Consider the following 19,280-nt stretch of genomic DNA (forward strand, 5'->3'; position numbering starts at 1 on the left):
ATTCATCTTGATATGTATAAACAGAATCATCTGGATTGCTTGGAGTAGAATCTATTTGATGATGTATATATGGTATTTTTATTCTTAAAACATTTGAAGATGTAGCTGGTATTATTGTAAATGGTTTATATTTATCAGAATAATCAGCAACATCATTAGATGGCTCTACATTACTTAAATCATAATTTTTAAAGTTATTATTAGCAACTACATTTAAAAATTTTAAAAATTCAGTAGAAACAGATAATTCATAAGCCGTATTATAACTTTTTTCTAAATAATATGATAAATCAGCTGAATAATTTCCAAAATAAGGGGTATCACTACTAGCTCTAAAAGATATGTTTATTATATTTCCTTGTATTAAATCTTTTTTATTGAGTTCTATATTTAAAACGTTATTTGAAGATGTAGCGCTTGATAATGTAAAGTTTAATGCGTTCTTATTTAAGTCCTCTGATGTAAATGAAGTTATAAAATCTATATGTATTTCATTTCCATCACCATCAACTAAATCTCTTCCCTCTACGTAATTTCCAAACAATAATCTGTTACCTATAAATTCCTGTGATTTTGCTTTTAAAGGAATATTATCATATAATCTATTAACCTCATCTTCTGGTAGTATAGAATATATTTTATTATTTGAGAATAAAAATGATTTTTTAGAGTCATTTCCATACCCTTCTTTATTTTTATTAAAATTTTCTATTACATAAATTGTATTACTATTACTTTCTTTGAAAAGCAATTGAATATCAGTTACATTTTTATCTCCAGTATTAAATTTTATGTTAACCGCATTAAACGAGTTAATCATACCATTATTTTCTTGAGTAGCAAAATTAAAAGAAAAATCTGAAGGATAGAATTGAGGGTTTGTAAATGCAGATGTAGCACTATACTCCCCATCTAAATATTTATATCTATATCCAAAAGATAAAAACCTTTCTTTTATGTTATTTTCAGTTCCGTCACCAAAATTAGTAGGATTGCATTTAGGAGCCTCATAAGGAGACTTTTTGTATAAAGATATATCTTTACTTGTAAAACCATTTATCGTGTAGGATTTGGCTCTATTTACGTTTATACAGCGTATAGAGTTTAAATCGTCAGTCCATATTAATAGTTTTTCTTTATTAAAGGAATTATACACAACGTTTGCTCCAGTTATTTTATGTTTTTTATCAAAGTTTAAAACATTATTTGAACCAGTTCTTGTATCTGATAAAACCACACTAAGCGATTCATTATCTAAAACATTGTATTCATATATGAAATTACCAGTAGAAGATGTTACAAACCAATACAGACATTCATTTCCTTCGTCTGTAGCTGTACCTATCGTTTCTGCATCAGAAGGTAAATTTATATTTGTTAATTTGTCTAGTCCATTTGATTTCTGAACTAAACCTATACTAGAGCCCTCTGAATTGTCAACTAGTACATTTTCAGCGTCAATATACTCCCCATCAGGTATTAAACGAGGATCAAAATCCTTGTTCATTAACCCTCCAACAAAAGTTTCTTTTAACTCCATATTATTTTATCCAGTTACTTCCACCTCTCATAGATTGTAGTATTTCGTCATAACGAACACCCATCATCCTAATCTTTGTGTTGTTTCTAATTGCTCTAAATTCTGTTTTAGCTCTTTGAACTATATATTCTTGAATACCAAATTTATTAGTTAATATCTCATATTTTATAAAATGATATAAAAACTTCTCTGCTAATTTATTTACTTTAGTTTCATTTTCAGATAAATCAGATAATCCATCAGAAACATATTCTATAACTATTGTTCTACCAATTAAATCAGAGCTAAATCTCATAACTCCTAAATTTTTATTTATAATAAAAGTTCCGTTTTGATTAGCTGTTTTACCATCAATACCAAATCTACTTCCATATTGATATGCAGAACCATCATCATTTAAACTAGTTGATTTTGGATTCTTACTATTAATTTCTGTTGTAGAAGTACCTTCTAATGCTTCTCCATTATTATCAAAAAGTATATTGTACTGATTATCTTGTAAATATGCAGTTACAATACCAGATTGATTATTTTGCATTATAGGTCTAAACTTACCATCTTCATCAACCCAACTAATTCTTACGTAATTAACATAATCTTTTGGTATTGGTAATTGTAAATTATCTGGTAAATCTAACTCTAAAGCTTTTATTTCTTTAGCTACGTCATAGTTTAATTCTTGCAAACCTCTTTTTGCATGAAATATAACTTCATATCTTTTGCAGTCATTTATGACTTTATCATCACCAACATACATCATATAAAAGTTATTTATAATATCCTTTAATAATACGTATTGGTAATTACCCCAATTATCATCTTTTGGTGATACACCACTATTTTCATAGTATTCAAAATCTGTCATGTGTTATTGGCTTTTTTGGTCTGCGTGATCTTGGTTTTCAAATGCTACTGCTGCTTGAACTATTTCAGTCTCTCTAATATTGAGACCAGCATATTTTAATATTTTAGCTATTATTTCAAACTTATCATCATAACCTATTTCTAAATCTTGAAATCCTTGTTTAGATGGATTAAATATTGCATTACCTCCTATCATTTCATAAGTCCAATTAGGGTCTTTAGGATTTCTAAAGTAAACTACTTTTACATTACTTATTATTGTCTCAGGGAATACCTTATAATTCTCATCGTATTTAACATAACCAGGATAAAATACACTTGGACCAGCAACGGAATTAGTTAAAAAATAACTTAATTTATCTCTTTGTAGTTCTTCTATTTCGCTACCGTTATATGTTAGACTTATAGTAGTATATAAATCTGATGGAGAAACAAAAAGACCAGTTGTATTATTATATGTTAAATTAGTTGGAGGTACTATAAATACATCCATGTTTTCTTTAGTCTTCTTTAAAATATCTTTATAACTAATCCTAGAGTTTCTTCCTACGATAGCTTTATTATAATCATAAAAGTAATCATCAACAATTTCTTGTTGCGCTTGTTTAGCAAACGTGTTAAATTGCAAGGGAGTTATATACCCACGGCTTTCTTTGTTTAAAACAAAGTCAACCATGTTTCTTACATCGTTAATCATCATAATTAGTTATTTTGTGCAAAGTTAATAAAAAAAAAGCACCCCCTTTCGAGAGTGCTTTACATATAGTCAAACAACTATATGGGGGCGTTATACTTACAATTTATTTGAAATATCAGATAATACATCCATTCCTTGGTCAGTTAAAAAGAATGCTGCTAATGCAGAATACGCATTTTCTCCAAATGGTACAGTTATAATTCTACCACCATCTTTACCACTCCAATTAACAGTTCTTCCATCAGAACTTACATTGATAATATCCATTTGTACAGCTCTAATAGCAATGTTTCTAAACTTGATAGAATCATCATTTACTAAAGAAGTAAATTCTTGTGGATTTTTACTAGCGAAAATTAACATATCTCTTCTTAATTCAGAAGAAGTCATTAATTCTACCTTACCTTTTAATAAAACTCTAGCAATAGCTTCTAAGTCTTCAATAGGCATTTCTCTAACTGTATTTTGAGCATCTAACTTAGCAGTTAATTCATCATACTCTTCAGAAGCTTTTTCTTCAGCATCAAACTCGTAATAAGCATTATTATTATCTGGATGATAAATAGATAAAAACTTTTGTAATTCTACTTGTTCTTTCTTTACATATAAAGAACCATTCTCAAAAATAATAGGGGTAGCTATAGCATATCCATCTTGTTCATCAATGAAAGGAGATGTTTGATTATCACTCCATCTTAATGCGCGATTTACTTTAAACTCTTGGTCAAAATAAAGAAGTGGTTTGTTTGCAGAATGCTTAGAACGAAGCATATAAGAAATTGGTGTTGAATTTCCTTTTAAAAGATAAACTCTATCCTTAAATTCAAATTCTTTTTTAGAAGCAATAGCTTCTTTTTTAATTGGTCTTGCCATGATTAAATTATATTAAAATTAAAGACGCAAAATTACAAATTAATTTTTTAACATAAAAAAACCACTAAAAACTTAAAAAAGAAATTAGTGGTTAAAAAAAATGAGAGAAATTAAAAATTTACTATGCAAATATAAAACAAAAAAGGTAAACCGAAGTCTACCTTTAATGATATTAATAAGAAACTTATTAACTACTATTTTAACAACATAAAGTTGTTAGCACCTAAAACAACCAAAGCTCTTTCAGATAAGAAGTTAACTTGCATCGCATCTAATTCAGAGTTAGAAGCACCACCAGCAGATCCAACGATCCATGATTTATATTTTCTATCTTCTGTTTCAGATTTTCTATAACGTGTGTGTAAGAATGGACGTTTAGCATTTTTACCAAGAACTTGGTCGTAAACTGTCAATGTTCCAGCAGGAACTAATACACCATCGATGTCAGAGATAGAACCTCTAGTTGTAGCATCGTTTAAGTATTTCCAATCAGTTTTGTAGAAATCATAACCTAAGTTAAATCCTTTAAAACCAAGATTCAATGCCATGTCTTGCTCATTGTCGAACAAACCGTAAGAAGCTCCACTTGAACCGAAGTTATTTTGAGCAGCCAATACAGTATCAATCTCGAAAGATGTTTTTCTGTTTACGAACAATACGTTTTCTTGAATAGCACCTTCTTTATCCAACACTTTGATAATGTTTTCTAAGTCAGCTCTTTCAGTGATAGCACCAGTTCCAACGTTACCTCTATTAGCGATTTCGTAGAAAAGACCTTTAGTACCTTTATATCCAGCAGCAGCAACAGCTGAACCAACAGCAGCAGGTTCGCCTTCTACCATAGACATTTCTAGGTAATCTTCAAAACGTAAACGAGTTTCGTGCTCTGATTTCAAATACCAAAGGTATCCAGATGCACCATTTTCAGTTGTAACTTCAATCCAACCAACTTGAGCCATATCAGAACCATTAACCTCGTACTTATCTTTGATGATAATTGGGTTAGTTTCTAAGATATCAGATTTAGCTTCCAAAGAACCAGACATACCGTTAGTTCCTTTTTTGAATTCAGAACCGTAAACGAATACTTTTAAAGCACTAGCAGTAGTACTTAAAGCAGCTAAGTTAGCAGCGCTATAAGGAGCAACAGTAACAGTAACACCATCTACATCGATACCAGTAACTAATGCTTTAATAGTAACTCCGTTAGAAGTATCATTAATAACAACAGTTTGATTCAAACGTACATTGTGAGCCGCTGTGAAAGTAATAGTAGATGAAGTTGCTTTAGTAGCAGTTCCAAATACGTGAAGACGACCTTGCTCACTCCATTTGATTAAATCAGAAGTAGAAGGCATTTCAGCACCTACTAAACGTAAGAAAGATGCGATAGAACGATTACCAAATCTCTCGAATTCTTTTTCGTAAAGGTCTGGTAATTCATGTGACAAAAAGTCAAATGTACCTACGTAGTTAGTAGATAATGTTGCTTTAACTGGAGCTGGAGTCAATTGAGCACCACCAGTAATAGCATTAGTTGAAAAATTTACAGCTTGAGCCATGTTTTGTGTTTGTGTTTAATTATTATTTTCTTTTTCTAATTTTAACACCACCTTCATAATCATCACTTGCAATTACTCTCATTTTAGGAGCATCTCCTTTTTCTGTTACATCTTTGTTATCTCTTATAGACATACTAATATTTTTAGCGTCTTTAATAACAGTGTTAGTAGCATCTGATTTTCCTTGTTCATAAAAGAACTTTGCAAAACCATCAGGGTCTCTAAACATAGCCAAAGCCTTATGATACTGGTGTTCATCTTTTAAGAAACCATTTGAATCCAAATGATTTGAAATAACATTACCAATATCAGATTGAGCATTTTTAGTTTCTAGTACATCACTAGGTTTAAAAACCTGTTTCTTATCTCCTAGATTAAATTCAAAACCTTTGAATTCACTATTAAATAATCTATTGGTTTTATCTAAAAATACCTCTGACCTTTTTTGAGCAATCTCAGCTTCTTTTTTTGAAGTCTCGGTATATTCTTGATAGAAATTAAAAGCTTTTTTATAATCATCAGTAACTTCAGCTGAATTAGACCCTAAATCAACTTTATATTGTTCCTTCAAATCATTCAAATAGCCTTTAGCTCTAAACAATTCTTCTTTTAACGCAACCTTTTTCTTTTTAATATCTCTTTCGTCATCAATATCTTCATCAAAAGAATACTCTTCTTCTAATAAATAATCAATATCTTCATCGTCAAGATGAGGTTTTGTTTGTTTGTAATATTCTTTAAGAACATTAACGTCACTCTCTGAGTTCCAATCCTTATTTATTTTAAGGTAATTGTCAACACCAAACTCCATAAGTTTCCTTACATCTTCTGGTAACTCAGCTTTTTCTTTTTGTGTAAGAACTTCATCTAAAGAATCGTATTCTTTTTGATACCTTTCTTTTAAATAACTTAATACTCTTGCATCATCAATATCTTGAGGCTGAGTATTATCTGTTAACGTATCATCAACTTCTGATTCTTGCTCTACAGTATCACCTATAGTAGTGTTATCTGAATTGTCAATTACAATCGTATCATCTACAATTGTTTCATCTACGTTGTTTTGTACTTCACTATCGTCATCTAAGACTTTAAAAGTAAATCCTTCCATTATATTAAATATTAAATTAAATTTTTTGCAAAGTTATGGATAATTTTTATTCCATTTTGAATAGATCATCAAACTCGCTAGTATCCTCATCTTGACCAAAATCAATAGGACTTCCTTTTTGATCTCTTTGATTAATTAGTTTAGATTGTTGAGATGCTTGAATTTTTGTTCTTTTATCTTTTCTATCTTCTCTATCCTGTTCTCTTTGTTTTAATATCTCTAAATCTTGTTGTTTAGAATCTCCTTTAAAACCAAGTTCCATTTGAAGTAGTTGTGATTTGTATTCAAAATCAAGTTGCATTTTTTCTTTATCCATCTCATGTTTCATTTTTTCTAACTCAGATTCAGTTTGAAATTCTGTTTGAGTTACTTGCATTTTTGCTTGAGATGTAGCTTGTGCTAATTGAGCTTGTGAAGCAGCTTGAGAATCATAATTTTTCTTTTGTAATTCTTGGTCTCTCTCTTCTTTTCTTTTCTTTTTAAGTTTTAATAATTGAGAAGCTATTTTAATGTTTTTTACATTTCTAATATCTATCGCATCATCAATTTCAATTTTACCAGAAGCTAAAGCAGCTTGTATATTTTGATTTAACATTTGAGTTTCTTCCTCATCTGGTAATAAATCAATAAATATTCCAAAATTATATAAATGTAATTCTTTTATATTATTTAAAACATCTATAGAACCACTTCCAATCATTGTAGCAAAATCTTCTTTAATATCAGAGTATTCTAACACATCAGACATTCTATAACAAATACATTCAGCTATTCTTTTAGTCATGAATAAACCACTTTGTAGTACATGTTTTGTAGCTGTATTTGAATTTAAAGCTGCTAATTTTTGAATACCAACTAAACTATTTTCGTCTGGCATACTACCGTCTCTAGCTTCATTTAATCCAGTTACAGACCTAATCATACCTAGATATTGATTATACATGTTAACTAATGATTGTATTTTAGCATTTGCCCCAGAAGCTGTTAATTCTTGAACTGGTATTTTACCATTGTTAAATTCCCCATCTTCAGTAAAACTTCTACCTACTACACTACCTGTTTGGAAATATAAATTTAAAGCTTCCTCTGGAGTATAAGAATTACCATTACCTAAATTTATAGAACTTAAACCATCAATATCAATATACACACCATCTGGTTTCATACTTGATATTACTTGTTGTAATTTTAAATGTGTTAATTGTATTTGATCTGCAAAAGGAATCATTCTTTTAACTAAAGAATCAATTGAACCTCTATACATTCTAGGTGCTGATACCACATAAGGAGGGTATACTTTAGATATAGAAGATTTAGGTCTAACCATATTCTTCATTACCTCCCATTTTAATATATAATTAGTACCTAATACTAATACTCCTTCAAACCAAACATCTATTCTTTTAGATATTTTTTCAAATTGAGCATCTTCTGTTTTAGGTGATTTAAAAGAATCATCTCTTTTAATTACTTTATCACCACCATTAATATTCTTTTTCTTTTTATAAACAATATTCATATCTGTTTTAAAAGCAAAGAACAATAATGTAGCACTATTATTATTTAGGTTTCCACCAAGAGTATTACCACCTTGTATATTTTGATAAGCATCCCATTTAGATGCCAATTTTGATATTTCTTTTATATCTTTTTGTGATAAACTTGGATTTATTTTTTTTAATTCTGTAATATTTACATTTTTAACTTCTCCGTAATAATAACAGTCTTGAAATGTAGGGTCTTCTGTTGGAGACCAAACCATATTAGCTGGATCACAATATTCAATTTTAATACCATTATGAGTATCGAAAGAATGTTTAGCAGCAGATACACCCAATACAGTAGCGTCTTCGTCTAATCTTCTTTTTGTTAATTCGTAATTATTAATTTTAAGTACATTCTCTATAGATTTTTCCTCAGCTATTTCTATCTCGTCTTTATAGAATTCCATGTGAAGATCTAACTCCTGTTTGTTTTGAGGCATTTCATCTTCTGGTATTGGAAATAAATCCATTCCAAATAAATTCTTAGCATCTTGCAAAATAGGTTTAGCAACCATTGCTTTTTCAAGCTCAAACTTATATCTAGTTTTTTTATCTGAAGATATACTATCTATAGCATCTGCTCTAATTTCAAATAATCTATTAGACATTCCATTAACAACGATGTCAACAAATTTAGGAATAATAGGTACTGGAGTCCAGTCTAAGTTTAAATATGATATGTCTCCATTGACACTCATTTCTTTTTTATACTTTTGAACTGGTTGTTCTCCTCTTGCGTATAATCTTAATTTATGAAAATGATCTCTATTGGTATAAAACCTAGAACCATTTAAAGAAGTTTTTCTAAACCATTCTCCTTGAATTGCATGTCCTACGCTTCTACCGTATTCTTCGCTTAATTTAGTAGCATCGTCAGCTAATTGGTCTGGAAAATATACATTAGGTACTGAAAATTCTTGACTCATATTTATTTTAGTAATTCGCTTTGTAATCCTTTATTGGAATATCTTGCAAAATTAAACATTATTTTTTTATTATCTCTAATGGGTTTAGATACATACGTTTGATTAGCCATTATAGCAAAACCACTACTAATAGTAGCATCAAATTTAGTTCTATTAGTTATATCATAATTAGCCCAATCAAGTAAAGTTCTATTGAAAAACATACTACCCATTTTTCCAGCTTCTCTAAACTGACCACTATAATCTATTCCTACATACTGATCTATATAGGCTTCTAATGCATTTGCGTGTAATTCAATTACTTGAGTAGATGAAGGTATTCCTCCCAATTCTTTCTCAGAACTACTTAAATCATTTTTGTGTTTATCTGGTCTTCTTAAACAAAAACCAGTATATCCTCTATTATAAAAATATCTTAATTGACCAACTTTATTATTCTCTATAAGTATTGGCATACCATAAAAAACACAAGCCATTAAGCAATCTTCATAAAACTCCTCAGATGTTCTTGGTCTTGCTATATATTCTAAAAAGAAAAAGTTACTTGGAGCATCATCCATATTAAACTTTGTAAGTCCATGTAAAGACCCTTTTGAACCACCACCACCTACAACACCAGATATATCATACGTATCACATCCAAATGCACCAACATGTACATTTCCTGGATATTTCTTACCGTTTTTTATCTCTATTTTGTTAATCATATCTTTATTTGGAAACCAAGTAACCTTAAAATTACCATCCCTACTAGGAATCCAAACAACTTCTGTATCTTTAACTCCATTCTTCCAAGCAAACTTACCAGTATTTACAACTTGATTTATTTCTAATCCATCATTATAATCTATTTGCTCATATATTTTAGCTAAATCATATAGTGAATTTTTAGCCTCATCTCTAAATGCGTGACTCTCTGTTCTGGGAAATTGTCTATAGAATTCATTTAAAGCGTCAGAATTGCTTTTTAAGGCACTAACTTCGTTCTCCCAGTAATCTATAACACCTGTATAAATAAAACCTCCCTGAATGTCTCTAATTGGCTTATCAGGCGTTCTAAATACTGGATGACCATATACATCTATATAACCTTCAAAATTCCATTCCATAGGGATAAACAAAGCGTATAATCCACTAAGTGTTTGTCCATTTGCATTTCTTTTTTTAACATCTGAATCGTTATATAAAGATTTGTAATTTCCACCACCTTTTGCTATTGAATTTGATGTAGAACCCATCATACATTTCCCTATGATTCTTCTACCTAAACGCAAACATGTTTTAGTTACCCTCCAATTATTAAGAATATTGTTAGGAACTTCCCATTTTCCACTTTCGTCATGTACAAGTCTAAGTAATTTTTCCCCATCATAACTATTGTCAGCTGTATTTTTCCAGTCAATAGTAGTATCTAATCCATCAACATCATCCTTTAAAGATGACATATTATTTTTTGTTATTTTAGATGCTGGTACACGATAAGCTAATTCAGTCTTAGGCTTGTCCATACCATCCATAATTGGTTTAAAAAAGAATGGGTAATTACCAGATATAGGAACTACTTTATCTGTAAACATCTTTTTAGCATCATTACCAGTTTTTGACAATATACCTAAACGACTATCTCTTGCAAGTGTAGCTGTGTTTACTAATTCAGCAGATGACATAAATGAAAAACCAGAACGTCTATTTTTTAAATAACACATCCCATAACTTCTTTCATCTGCTATACATGCTTCCCAAAATAAAAAGAATACTCTATTTGCCTCTCTAAATTCAGCATGTCCAACATCTATTTTTGTCCACTGCAAATACATGTAATGAGTACCACTTATATAAGTAGGGATTCCATTGTTATAAAACCAGAAACCTTCTTCTCTTCTGTCGAATTCACCCTCTATGTAAGCTACGTATTTATTTTTAAATTCATTAGGATATTCATTCCATTGGAATACAGAGTTTATTTTTTGTAACTCTTTAGGATATTCAAATGATTCCCAATATTGCTCCTCTTTTTTTCTATCCCTCTTATATATATTTTTTGGTGTAGATGGGAGTGCTACATGTAATCCTTGTATCTCATAAACTTCTCCAATAGTACCATCTTTAGATATAACAACAACATCAAATTCTGGATTGTATCCGTAATTCCATGATTTTTTTTTGTTTAATCTATCTATATCTTTAGAATCTATTTTATCTATTATCCTAAATAGACTATTATCTTCCTTTACTTCTTTTTTCTGCGAATGATTGGAATTTGACTTCATCTACCTCTTCTTTTTGATTACCTTCAAGCATATTTTTTTCAGTCTCTATCTTTGATAAAATATAAAATGCATCATCTAAAGCAGTTTTCTTTGCTAAAACAGCATTCCTCATCTTATCAGCAGATATATCATCTAATGTATCATCAGATATGATTTCATCAGCAAGAACCTTTATAAGTTCTATAACAGACTTATAAGCTGCCTCTATAATCATTTCTTTTAATTGTGCGTGATCGTGTTTCATAATTCACTTAATTCTATTACAACATCTCTATCATACATTCTATAAATTTTTTCACCATCTATTTCAAACTCATATTCACTATTTTTTGTAAATGCAACAAGACTACCACTTTTTAATTTTAAATTTTCTTCTTGATGTTTACTTGGATATACAATAACGCCAATATGCTTCTCTTCTTTTTCTACAGAATTCAATAATTGATCTTGTATTTTTGCAATTGGTCTTACAAAACAATAGTTTAAATGAGACTTCCATACTCCATTGGATTTATAAAGATATATCCTATTAGGATCAACTATGTATAATTCATCTCTAAAGAATTCTGGAGATTTAGTTTGTCTTCCTTTCATATCGTGATATGTTCTAAATATGTTATGATGAATAACAACAATATCACCTACGCTTATATCTCCTTTGTAAAATGTTGGTAATTCAATTACTACAGCAACTCTATTAACATACTTAGCTAAATCAAGAGATGTGTTAAAAGTAAACTCTACACCTCCAATATTTTTTGTATTAGAGTATTGTTCTCCTACTGGAGATATTATAAAATTATATGGCGCTTTCATTAGAAATTAATATTAAATTCTAATACCATTGGTGTGTTGTTATTTATTTGCTTCCAACAAAGAATCTCTTTGTTTTTTTCAATCCATATAACAATACCATCTTCTATTTTTTGTATTGCGTGTATTACATAGTCTCCAAATATTGATTGACCAACTACATAATGCATAGAGTTTTTGTAGTCATTTCCTATGCTGACTTTTCTTATTTCTTGCATTTTATTAAATTTTAAAAGCCACCTGTTAAGATGGCTTATTTTTTATTCTCCTTTAGTTTCCTTATGAGTGTAAACTCCAGTAGATACATCAATATCTATTTCTCCATACTGATCTTTTAAATCTGCTCTGAATTTAGAATACTCTTCATCTATTTTAGCTATTTGAGAAAGCAAAGATGATTTTTGAAATTCATATTGAAGTGATAGTCCACCAAAAAAATTTTTTCCTTTTTCTAGATTTTCTTCAAAACCTTGAATCTTAGATAATTGATGTTCTGTGATACGGTTTTCAACCATATCAATGATTTTTCTTTCTTTTGTCATTTTGATTTAATTTAATTTATTGTGCAAATATAATTATTTTATTTAAAGTAATTTAAAAATGGAAATATAATTTTTCCGTATTTTTCTAATAACCATATAATTACAATTGGTATTAAAAACCAAAGATACATCCAATAATTAGTTTCTTTTTTTATATGTTTATCAAAAGAATCTTTTTTATCTTCTCTTTTTACATTTAACTTTTTTACAGAAGAAATTTTAGTTGTACTTTTTGTTTTATCTACACTTGTTTTTTTAATCTTTTTACTTTTTATTATAACATTTTTAAACGTTTTACCGCAAACCTCCATAGGTTTTAAACTATTAATAGGTGTATATTCTATCTCGTCAATTGATTCATTTACAAATACATTATTATCTTTAACATACGTACCATCTGTTTTAATTACAATACTGCTATCTGTTTTTGTATTTGAAGAAGATTTTGAAAAATCAACTTTTCTAGCTCCACAAGAAAGTAATGCTGTTAATATTAATATTCCAATTATTTTATTTATCATTTTGTAAAATATAAAGCAGATTCTTTTATTCTTCTATTAGTTAAACCATCAATAACTTTTCCATCTTGTTTATTCCATCTTAAAAATTGTTTTGCTATGTTAGCATCATTAGGATTTATATTAACAAGTTTTAATATAGTTGAAGTTTCAAATTGATGTATTCCTATATTATATGCTAAACTAACTAATGCATTAAATTGATTAGTGCTTAATTCTTTTCTTATTAACTTAGATACTTTTAAAGAAAATTTATCTGCTAATTGTTCTAAATAAGTTATAGCTGTATCTCTCGTTATTTTTTTATCATCTATAGAAACTTTTTTTCCATTTGGATAAAATGTCATTCCAAAACCAATTGTTGCTATACCTTTTTCTTTTTCATCTTTAGTAGCATAATAAGGTCTGTCACTAAATCCTTCAAATTCAGCTATTAAATTTACTCCTTTATCGTTTAATCTCATTGCGTTATTTCGTTTATATCAGATTTAATTTCTTTTGCTCTATTAAATGTTGATTTCAATAAACTCCATACATCTATTTTATAAGATTCCTCTATGTTTTCCTTTATTGATACTAACTCTGTAAAGATAAGAAGAATTGCGCATATTTTAGTAAACATAAAATCAAATCCAAATGCGTGTTTAACAAATTCATTCAAGACAAATTTATCAATTAGAAACAAAAAAACTATACATATTTCGTATAGTGCCATTTTTGATATTACATTGGATAGTGGTCGGCTTCTGATAGATTTCCACCCATTTAATTTTACTGATTTGAAAATACCTGTAAAGGTATCTAAGAATATCGCACTACCTACAGCTATTAATAAGCCGTAGATAGGTACGAATAATAGAATTAATGAAGCAAATATGTAATTCAAATACTTCATTACTTAAATAGAGGCAGAATTTGAGCTTTTAATAAAACTGTAAATCCTTCGTGTTGTTTAATGAAACTTTTTAATACCTCAGCATCAGATAAATCAATATCTAATACTTTACCATTATTTAACTTTGTAGCCCAATCCCAGTACTTTAAAGCATCTCCTTTAGTTTCAGCAACTAATGTATTTGCAAGTAATTTTCCTACATTAGCATTTGGAATTACTTTTCCATCTAAATCTTTTAAATCAAAATTAAAATCTAATTTCATAATTTTTGTTTATTTATGGTTTGAACTACAAATGTAGTAAAAATTTAGTTATTAAGTAAACTTAATTGTACCATTATAGGGTTATTTATTAAATAAATAGCCTCTTCAATTTGTTTCTCCATTGCTGAAATATCTAAAACTGAACCTAACCAACCTAAAACAATCTCTTGATTTAGATCTTCAAAAGGAATAAACCCTTCTTCAGATGGTTTTGGAAAGCTCTGCGCTCCATATAGTTCACTTGAGATATTATTTTCATCAGTACCTATCAATCTCCAGTGAACTGTTTGAATAATCTTAGTCATTCCATCCTCAGCAATTATACATTCGCAGGGGTCTGTAATCCATTTGTAAGTAATCATTTTTTATATTTTTTCGTTATACAATTGTGGGGCATTCTATATCGAAATGGGATTTTTATTTATTTTTTAAAGTTTCAATTTCCAATTTTAATTCTTTTATTGCTTGTACTAAAATAGGTACTAATTTAGAGTAATCAACTTGTTGCATATTTTTACCGTCTTTTTCTCCAGTAACAACTGAAGGGACTATGTCTTGTAATTCGTGAGCCAATACTCCATAAGACCTATCGTTATATCCTTTCCATTTATAATCATAAATATTTATTTTAGATATTAAATCAATACCGTTAATAGGTTTTAAATCTTCTTTTAATCTATAATCAGAAGTAACATTGTAAGAAACAGTTGAACCTGTATTTTGCGTAATAGAACCAATTTCAGAACCTCCAGAATTCACAAAACTTATAAGTCTTGAACCAGTTGAAGCATAAAGGGTTCTTAATTGCAAAATATCTTGTACTGAACCATCGGCATCAATTCTCATTTTTCCAGTTCCTGATGTAGTACCAATTAAAACGTTACCACCTGAAGTAATACGCATACGTTCGGTAGCATTTGTTCCAAAAGTCAAAGGAAAAGAACCATCATTTGTAATATTGAAACCGCCAGAAGGATAATAAGAATTAAAACCATACCTTGAATAAGTATTATTTGCAGAATTATAAGACAAAAAATCTGAATTTACGTTTCTTATATCCCCTGCAACGTCTAATTTAACACTTGGACTTGTTGTTCCTATACCTACGCTGCCACTTGAAGTAATATACATTCTATCAATACCGCCAGTTGTTAAAGCTAATGGAGTATAAGAACCTAAATTTCCATAATTTGATGAAATTCTTGCAATAGAACCAGTATGAGCTAATGCTATAAAATTATTATTTGTAGATGCTAAAACAGAAATACCCTCATAATCTAAAGCAGTAGTTTGTTTTACTAAAAAATTAACGTTTCCTAATCCTAAAGTAGTTGTTGAACCTAAAAGTACGTTTGTACCATTATCATAAATCAAACTATTACCTAAAGCATTAGCTCCAGTAAATTTAGGTATGTAGTTAGTTGTTCCTGTTCCACTTACTAAAATACCATTTGAATTAGAAGCGATACCAGCATCGTTAATAAGAAAAACATTTACACCATTCTTTTGAATTGTAATCGGAGAAGTTGTTACTCCAGTATCATTATTTATAAGTAAACCGTATAATGAACCAGCAGAGTTATTAATTCTTAAGGCACGACCTCCAGTATTTGCAATTTCTATTGCACTAATAGCAGTTGAAACATTAAATGTTTTTGTTCCACTAATACTTTCATTTCCAGTAGTATGAACAACTCCAGAATTTAAAGCATAAGTATTTGAATCAACTGAACCATCAGCTTTTAAAAATTGAGAAGATGTACCGCCTGATTTATAAAATGAATTTCCTGTAATAGTTCCTGTAAAAGTTCCATTTCCTGCAGCACTTAAAGAAAATAAAGTAGAACCTCCACCATAATTAAAAATTAAATTATTTGAAGAATTTGTTAATAAATTAAAATATTGAGTATTGCCTGAATTATATAGTCTAACTGGGTAAGAACTTAATGAATCAAAACCACTATTTCCAACTATTACATTCGTAAATGTTTTATTTCCTGAAATAGTTTCATTTCCAGTTAAGTGTACTACATTTGAATCATTAGCTGGAGTAAATCCTAACCAACCTGCAATAGTTTTGTTTACCCATAATGTTCCATTATACCCTAGTAAATGCCCATTGATAGGTGTAGTAGTATGTAAATCTACATCATGTAATTCATCAAGTTCAAATCCATTTTGTACCTTAACAAATATTTCTCCATTGTTAGAATTAACTCTTGTTACAATACCAATAAATACTAAGTGTGATGGAGCATAAGGTTTATTAGCTAATCCATATATTAGATTCCCATTAGTGCCTAACCATACTGGATTACCAATTGTGGCTGTAGAAGTATCTAATCCAGCAAGTAACCCTTCTGTAATAACATTAGCAAATCCATTAGTTGACACTGTATTATCAAGTAATCCCATTGTTTTAGATGAGGTTGCTTCAGCACTATTAGAAGCTAACCCAACAACCATATCAGTTCCATTTGCATCAGTTACATAAACTGCCTGACCTTTATTTATAGCAACTCCTGCTTTTACTTGGTGCTGTAATTTTGTCGCTGTATCTAAAGTAATTCCTAAATCAGAAATTAATTGAGTACCAGTTCTATGTTTTACAACACCACCATCAGATACTAAAAATTTATCAGTATCTACAGTAGCATTAGGTATTTGTGAAGCACTTAACGAGCCGTCTATCTCAACGGAAGTTTTTATTTTTTGGCTCATATTGAATTATTTTATTAACCCACTTTGCTTATCAATACTCTTATTGATGCAGCAGAAGGGGCTGTTGTAAATGAAATTGTAACTACACTTGTTGAAGTTCTTACGATATCTGAATAAACTGTTTCAGATGTAGATACATCGTACAATTCAACTCTTACATCTTTAGTTCCTAAATTATGAGTTACATCTATTGAGGTTGCTCCTCCTATGTATGTTGCATAGTGCGAATCAGATCCAACAGGTATTACATTATAATTAGTACCATCATTAGTAAATTCCCATCTATCCGTAGTTTCGTTCCATCTAATATATACATTTGCTAAGTCTCCTCGTTCGATTTCTATTCCTGCGTTTTCAGTAGGTGTACCGGTTGCATTACTATTAAGTGTTATAATATTGTCTGCAAGTAATATTGTTTCTGTATTTACCGTCGTAACACTACCATTAACAGTAAGATTACCACCTACTGTCAAATCATTAGTAATGTTTACATCATCAGGTAACCCTATGTTTATTTGATCACCACTTTCAGTGACTTGTATCTCATTATTAGTTCCAGATATTGTAACACTATCCGTAGATGAATCAGAACCTGTTAAAACAATTGTAGAAGAGTTTGCTCCACCAGCACCTACAGATACAGTATATGTTTTGCCTTCTGTTGTTTCTGTAGCTGATGTAATTCCAATTATGTGACCAAAAGCATCTAGAGTAATGTCTTGTATATATGTTCTTCCAGAGTTATCTACAGATGTAGCTGGATTAGTTGATGGGTGAGCTGTTAAATATCTACCATCTAAACTAACTGTTAAATCAGATAAAGAACCACTTCTACCTAAAGTTAATGTTCCAGTAGCCGTAGAGAATGCCAATTCATCAACATAATTGTCTGTATCCTGTATAGCAACCCATTGAGTACCGTTATAGAAATACAACTTTTTATCTCCAGTTGTGGAATCAAAATATATTTGACCCTCTTTTGGTCCAGAAGGAGGAGTCCCAAGAGGTTGTATTACAGCGTTCTGTAACTCATTACCAGTTAAATCTAAATTGCTTAAGTGTTTCATTATTTGTTAATTAGTTAAAATATGCCTTTCCAGAGAAAGAAGAATTAAAAGTTAGTCTTACTTCGTTTAAAGATATATACTTTATATCACCAACAACTAAATTATTTCCAGAATCAATTATTGATACAGAAGGATATTTATTTAATCCATGAGTAACATTCCATGTATTAGAAGCTAAACTTTGTATATGTATATAGTTTTTATCCTTTGATTCTCCATATGCTAAAGATGTAAATCCGTATATTTTTAAATCTTCTAAATTGCCATTTCCATCTATAAATTCTAAAGACAAAAAATAAAAACCTTCATCGTCTAAATCTTCCTCTATAGCTGTTAACTTAAATATACCAAATGAATTTGGATCTGACATATCAGAAATCATTATAGTGTCATTTAGAAATGTATCTAACATATTCACTATAAACTTCAAACCGCTATTTTTCTGACTAACCTTTATACTTGTTAATGAAGAAAATAATGGATCTTGTTGTAAAGTAGTCAAAGATCCCTCTGGCCTGCTACCTATAAATGTTTTATAATACTTAAAAGTGATTTGATTAGCAATACCTAATAAACCAGATTCATTAAAGAAATTAGCTATTTTTTGAGGTGTAAAGTTTTTTGTTACCCCACCACTAAAATCAGTTCCTATCCATTTATCATTTATAGTAACCTCTTGGTCTATATTGTAAGTGCTTATTCTAGCCATTTATTATTTTTTATTTTTCGTATTGTTGACTTTAGCACTAACAACTCTTAAGTTTGACTTATCGTTGCTACCTCCTTTTGCTAATGGTTTTTTATGGTCAACAACATATCCTTCTGGTATGTTTTTAAATTTAGAACGTGCTTCAACTCTAGATTTTTGTTTAGCTTTTTCTGACGGAGTGGAATTTTTCGCCTTTTTATAAGACTTTCCATCTTCAGATTGATTCCATTTTTTAGATGTAATCTGATGCTTTTTTCTAGCCTCTGGATTTTCTCTATAGTATTTAGCAGTTCTACCTAATCCCATTATTTACCTATTTTTTTAGCTATAATAGCAGCATCTTTATTTTTAAATGAATGCTCTGA

Annotated in this window: 20 protein-coding genes and 1 pseudogene; all 21 read right to left on the reverse strand. The window is 29.5% G+C overall.

Annotated elements, in window-relative coordinates:
* A pseudogene (locus Q0L65_RS04045) lies at positions 1-1,540 on the reverse strand (hypothetical protein); the annotation flags it as partial.
* A 1-nt stretch (position 1,541) separates the two neighbouring features.
* Complete coding sequence (locus Q0L65_RS04050; protein WP_296636042.1) at positions 1,542-2,405, reverse strand: hypothetical protein; 864 nt, start codon at positions 2,403-2,405, stop codon at positions 1,542-1,544.
* Positions 2,406-2,408: 3 nt separating this feature from the next.
* Positions 2,409-3,104 carry a hypothetical protein gene (locus tag Q0L65_RS04055; protein ID WP_296636046.1) on the reverse strand — a complete coding sequence of 232 codons (696 nt, stop codon included), beginning with the start codon at positions 3,102-3,104 and terminating at the stop codon, positions 2,409-2,411.
* Between the two features lie 93 nt (positions 3,105-3,197).
* Positions 3,198-3,974 (reverse strand): hypothetical protein, encoded by a 777-nt coding sequence (locus tag Q0L65_RS04060; protein ID WP_296636048.1) that lies wholly within the window; start codon positions 3,972-3,974, stop codon positions 3,198-3,200.
* Positions 3,975-4,168: 194 nt separating this feature from the next.
* A complete protein-coding gene (locus Q0L65_RS04065) occupies positions 4,169-5,536 on the reverse strand; it encodes a hypothetical protein (RefSeq protein WP_296636051.1) in 1,368 nt (455 codons plus the stop codon).
* Between the two features lie 22 nt (positions 5,537-5,558).
* The gene (locus Q0L65_RS04070) at positions 5,559-6,647 is read right to left on the reverse strand and encodes a hypothetical protein (protein WP_296636053.1); all 1,089 of its coding nucleotides are present in this window, start codon (positions 6,645-6,647) and stop codon (positions 5,559-5,561) included.
* A 46-nt stretch (positions 6,648-6,693) separates the two neighbouring features.
* Positions 6,694-9,117 (reverse strand): hypothetical protein, encoded by a 2,424-nt coding sequence (locus tag Q0L65_RS04075; protein WP_296636056.1) that lies wholly within the window; start codon positions 9,115-9,117, stop codon positions 6,694-6,696.
* 2 nt (positions 9,118-9,119) lie between these two features.
* Positions 9,120-11,387 (reverse strand): hypothetical protein, encoded by a 2,268-nt coding sequence (locus Q0L65_RS04080; protein WP_296636059.1) that lies wholly within the window; start codon positions 11,385-11,387, stop codon positions 9,120-9,122.
* On the reverse strand, positions 11,338-11,631 hold the full coding sequence (locus Q0L65_RS04085; protein ID WP_296636062.1) for a hypothetical protein: 294 nt from the start codon (positions 11,629-11,631) through the stop codon (positions 11,338-11,340). The genes Q0L65_RS04080 and Q0L65_RS04085 overlap by 50 nt, the downstream gene beginning before the upstream one ends.
* Positions 11,628-12,203, reverse strand: coding sequence for a hypothetical protein (locus Q0L65_RS04090; RefSeq protein WP_296636064.1), 576 nt, complete (start codon positions 12,201-12,203; stop codon positions 11,628-11,630). Before Q0L65_RS04090 ends, Q0L65_RS04085 begins: the two co-directional genes overlap by 4 nt.
* Complete coding sequence (locus Q0L65_RS04095; protein ID WP_296636066.1) at positions 12,203-12,418, reverse strand: hypothetical protein; 216 nt, start codon at positions 12,416-12,418, stop codon at positions 12,203-12,205. Before Q0L65_RS04095 ends, Q0L65_RS04090 begins: the two co-directional genes overlap by 1 nt.
* 42 nt (positions 12,419-12,460) lie before the next feature.
* Positions 12,461-12,742, reverse strand: a complete 282-nt coding sequence (locus tag Q0L65_RS04100) for a hypothetical protein (RefSeq protein ID WP_296636068.1) — start codon at positions 12,740-12,742, stop codon at positions 12,461-12,463.
* Positions 12,743-12,780: 38 nt separating this feature from the next.
* Complete coding sequence (locus tag Q0L65_RS04105; RefSeq protein WP_296636071.1) at positions 12,781-13,263, reverse strand: hypothetical protein; 483 nt, start codon at positions 13,261-13,263, stop codon at positions 12,781-12,783.
* On the reverse strand, positions 13,260-13,724 hold the full coding sequence (locus Q0L65_RS04110; RefSeq protein WP_296636073.1) for a lysozyme: 465 nt from the start codon (positions 13,722-13,724) through the stop codon (positions 13,260-13,262). Before Q0L65_RS04110 ends, Q0L65_RS04105 begins: the two co-directional genes overlap by 4 nt.
* Positions 13,721-14,155, reverse strand: coding sequence for a phage holin family protein (locus Q0L65_RS13985; RefSeq protein ID WP_366051276.1), 435 nt, complete (start codon positions 14,153-14,155; stop codon positions 13,721-13,723). Before Q0L65_RS13985 ends, Q0L65_RS04110 begins: the two co-directional genes overlap by 4 nt.
* Complete coding sequence (locus Q0L65_RS04115) at positions 14,155-14,418, reverse strand: hypothetical protein (RefSeq protein ID WP_296636075.1); 264 nt, start codon at positions 14,416-14,418, stop codon at positions 14,155-14,157. The genes Q0L65_RS13985 and Q0L65_RS04115 overlap by 1 nt, the downstream gene beginning before the upstream one ends.
* A gap of 44 nt (positions 14,419-14,462) precedes the next feature.
* Complete coding sequence (locus tag Q0L65_RS04120; protein WP_296636081.1) at positions 14,463-14,780, reverse strand: hypothetical protein; 318 nt, start codon at positions 14,778-14,780, stop codon at positions 14,463-14,465.
* Between the two features lie 55 nt (positions 14,781-14,835).
* Positions 14,836-17,139 carry a tail fiber domain-containing protein gene (locus Q0L65_RS04125; RefSeq protein WP_296683784.1) on the reverse strand — a complete coding sequence of 768 codons (2,304 nt, stop codon included), beginning with the start codon at positions 17,137-17,139 and terminating at the stop codon, positions 14,836-14,838.
* Between the two features lie 14 nt (positions 17,140-17,153).
* On the reverse strand, positions 17,154-18,206 hold the full coding sequence (locus Q0L65_RS04130) for a hypothetical protein (RefSeq protein WP_296683787.1): 1,053 nt from the start codon (positions 18,204-18,206) through the stop codon (positions 17,154-17,156).
* Positions 18,207-18,216: 10 nt separating this feature from the next.
* Positions 18,217-18,915: a hypothetical protein gene (locus Q0L65_RS04135; RefSeq protein WP_296683789.1), complete on the reverse strand. Its 699-nt coding sequence runs from the start codon at positions 18,913-18,915 to the stop codon at positions 18,217-18,219.
* Positions 18,916-18,918: 3 nt separating this feature from the next.
* Positions 18,919-19,221 (reverse strand): HNH endonuclease signature motif containing protein, encoded by a 303-nt coding sequence (locus Q0L65_RS04140; protein WP_296683790.1) that lies wholly within the window; start codon positions 19,219-19,221, stop codon positions 18,919-18,921.
* Between the last annotated feature and the right edge of the window lie 59 nt (positions 19,222-19,280).

The organism is Flavobacterium sp. (assembly GCF_024642105.1).
Classification (GTDB): Bacteria; Bacteroidota; Bacteroidia; order Flavobacteriales; family Flavobacteriaceae; genus Flavobacterium.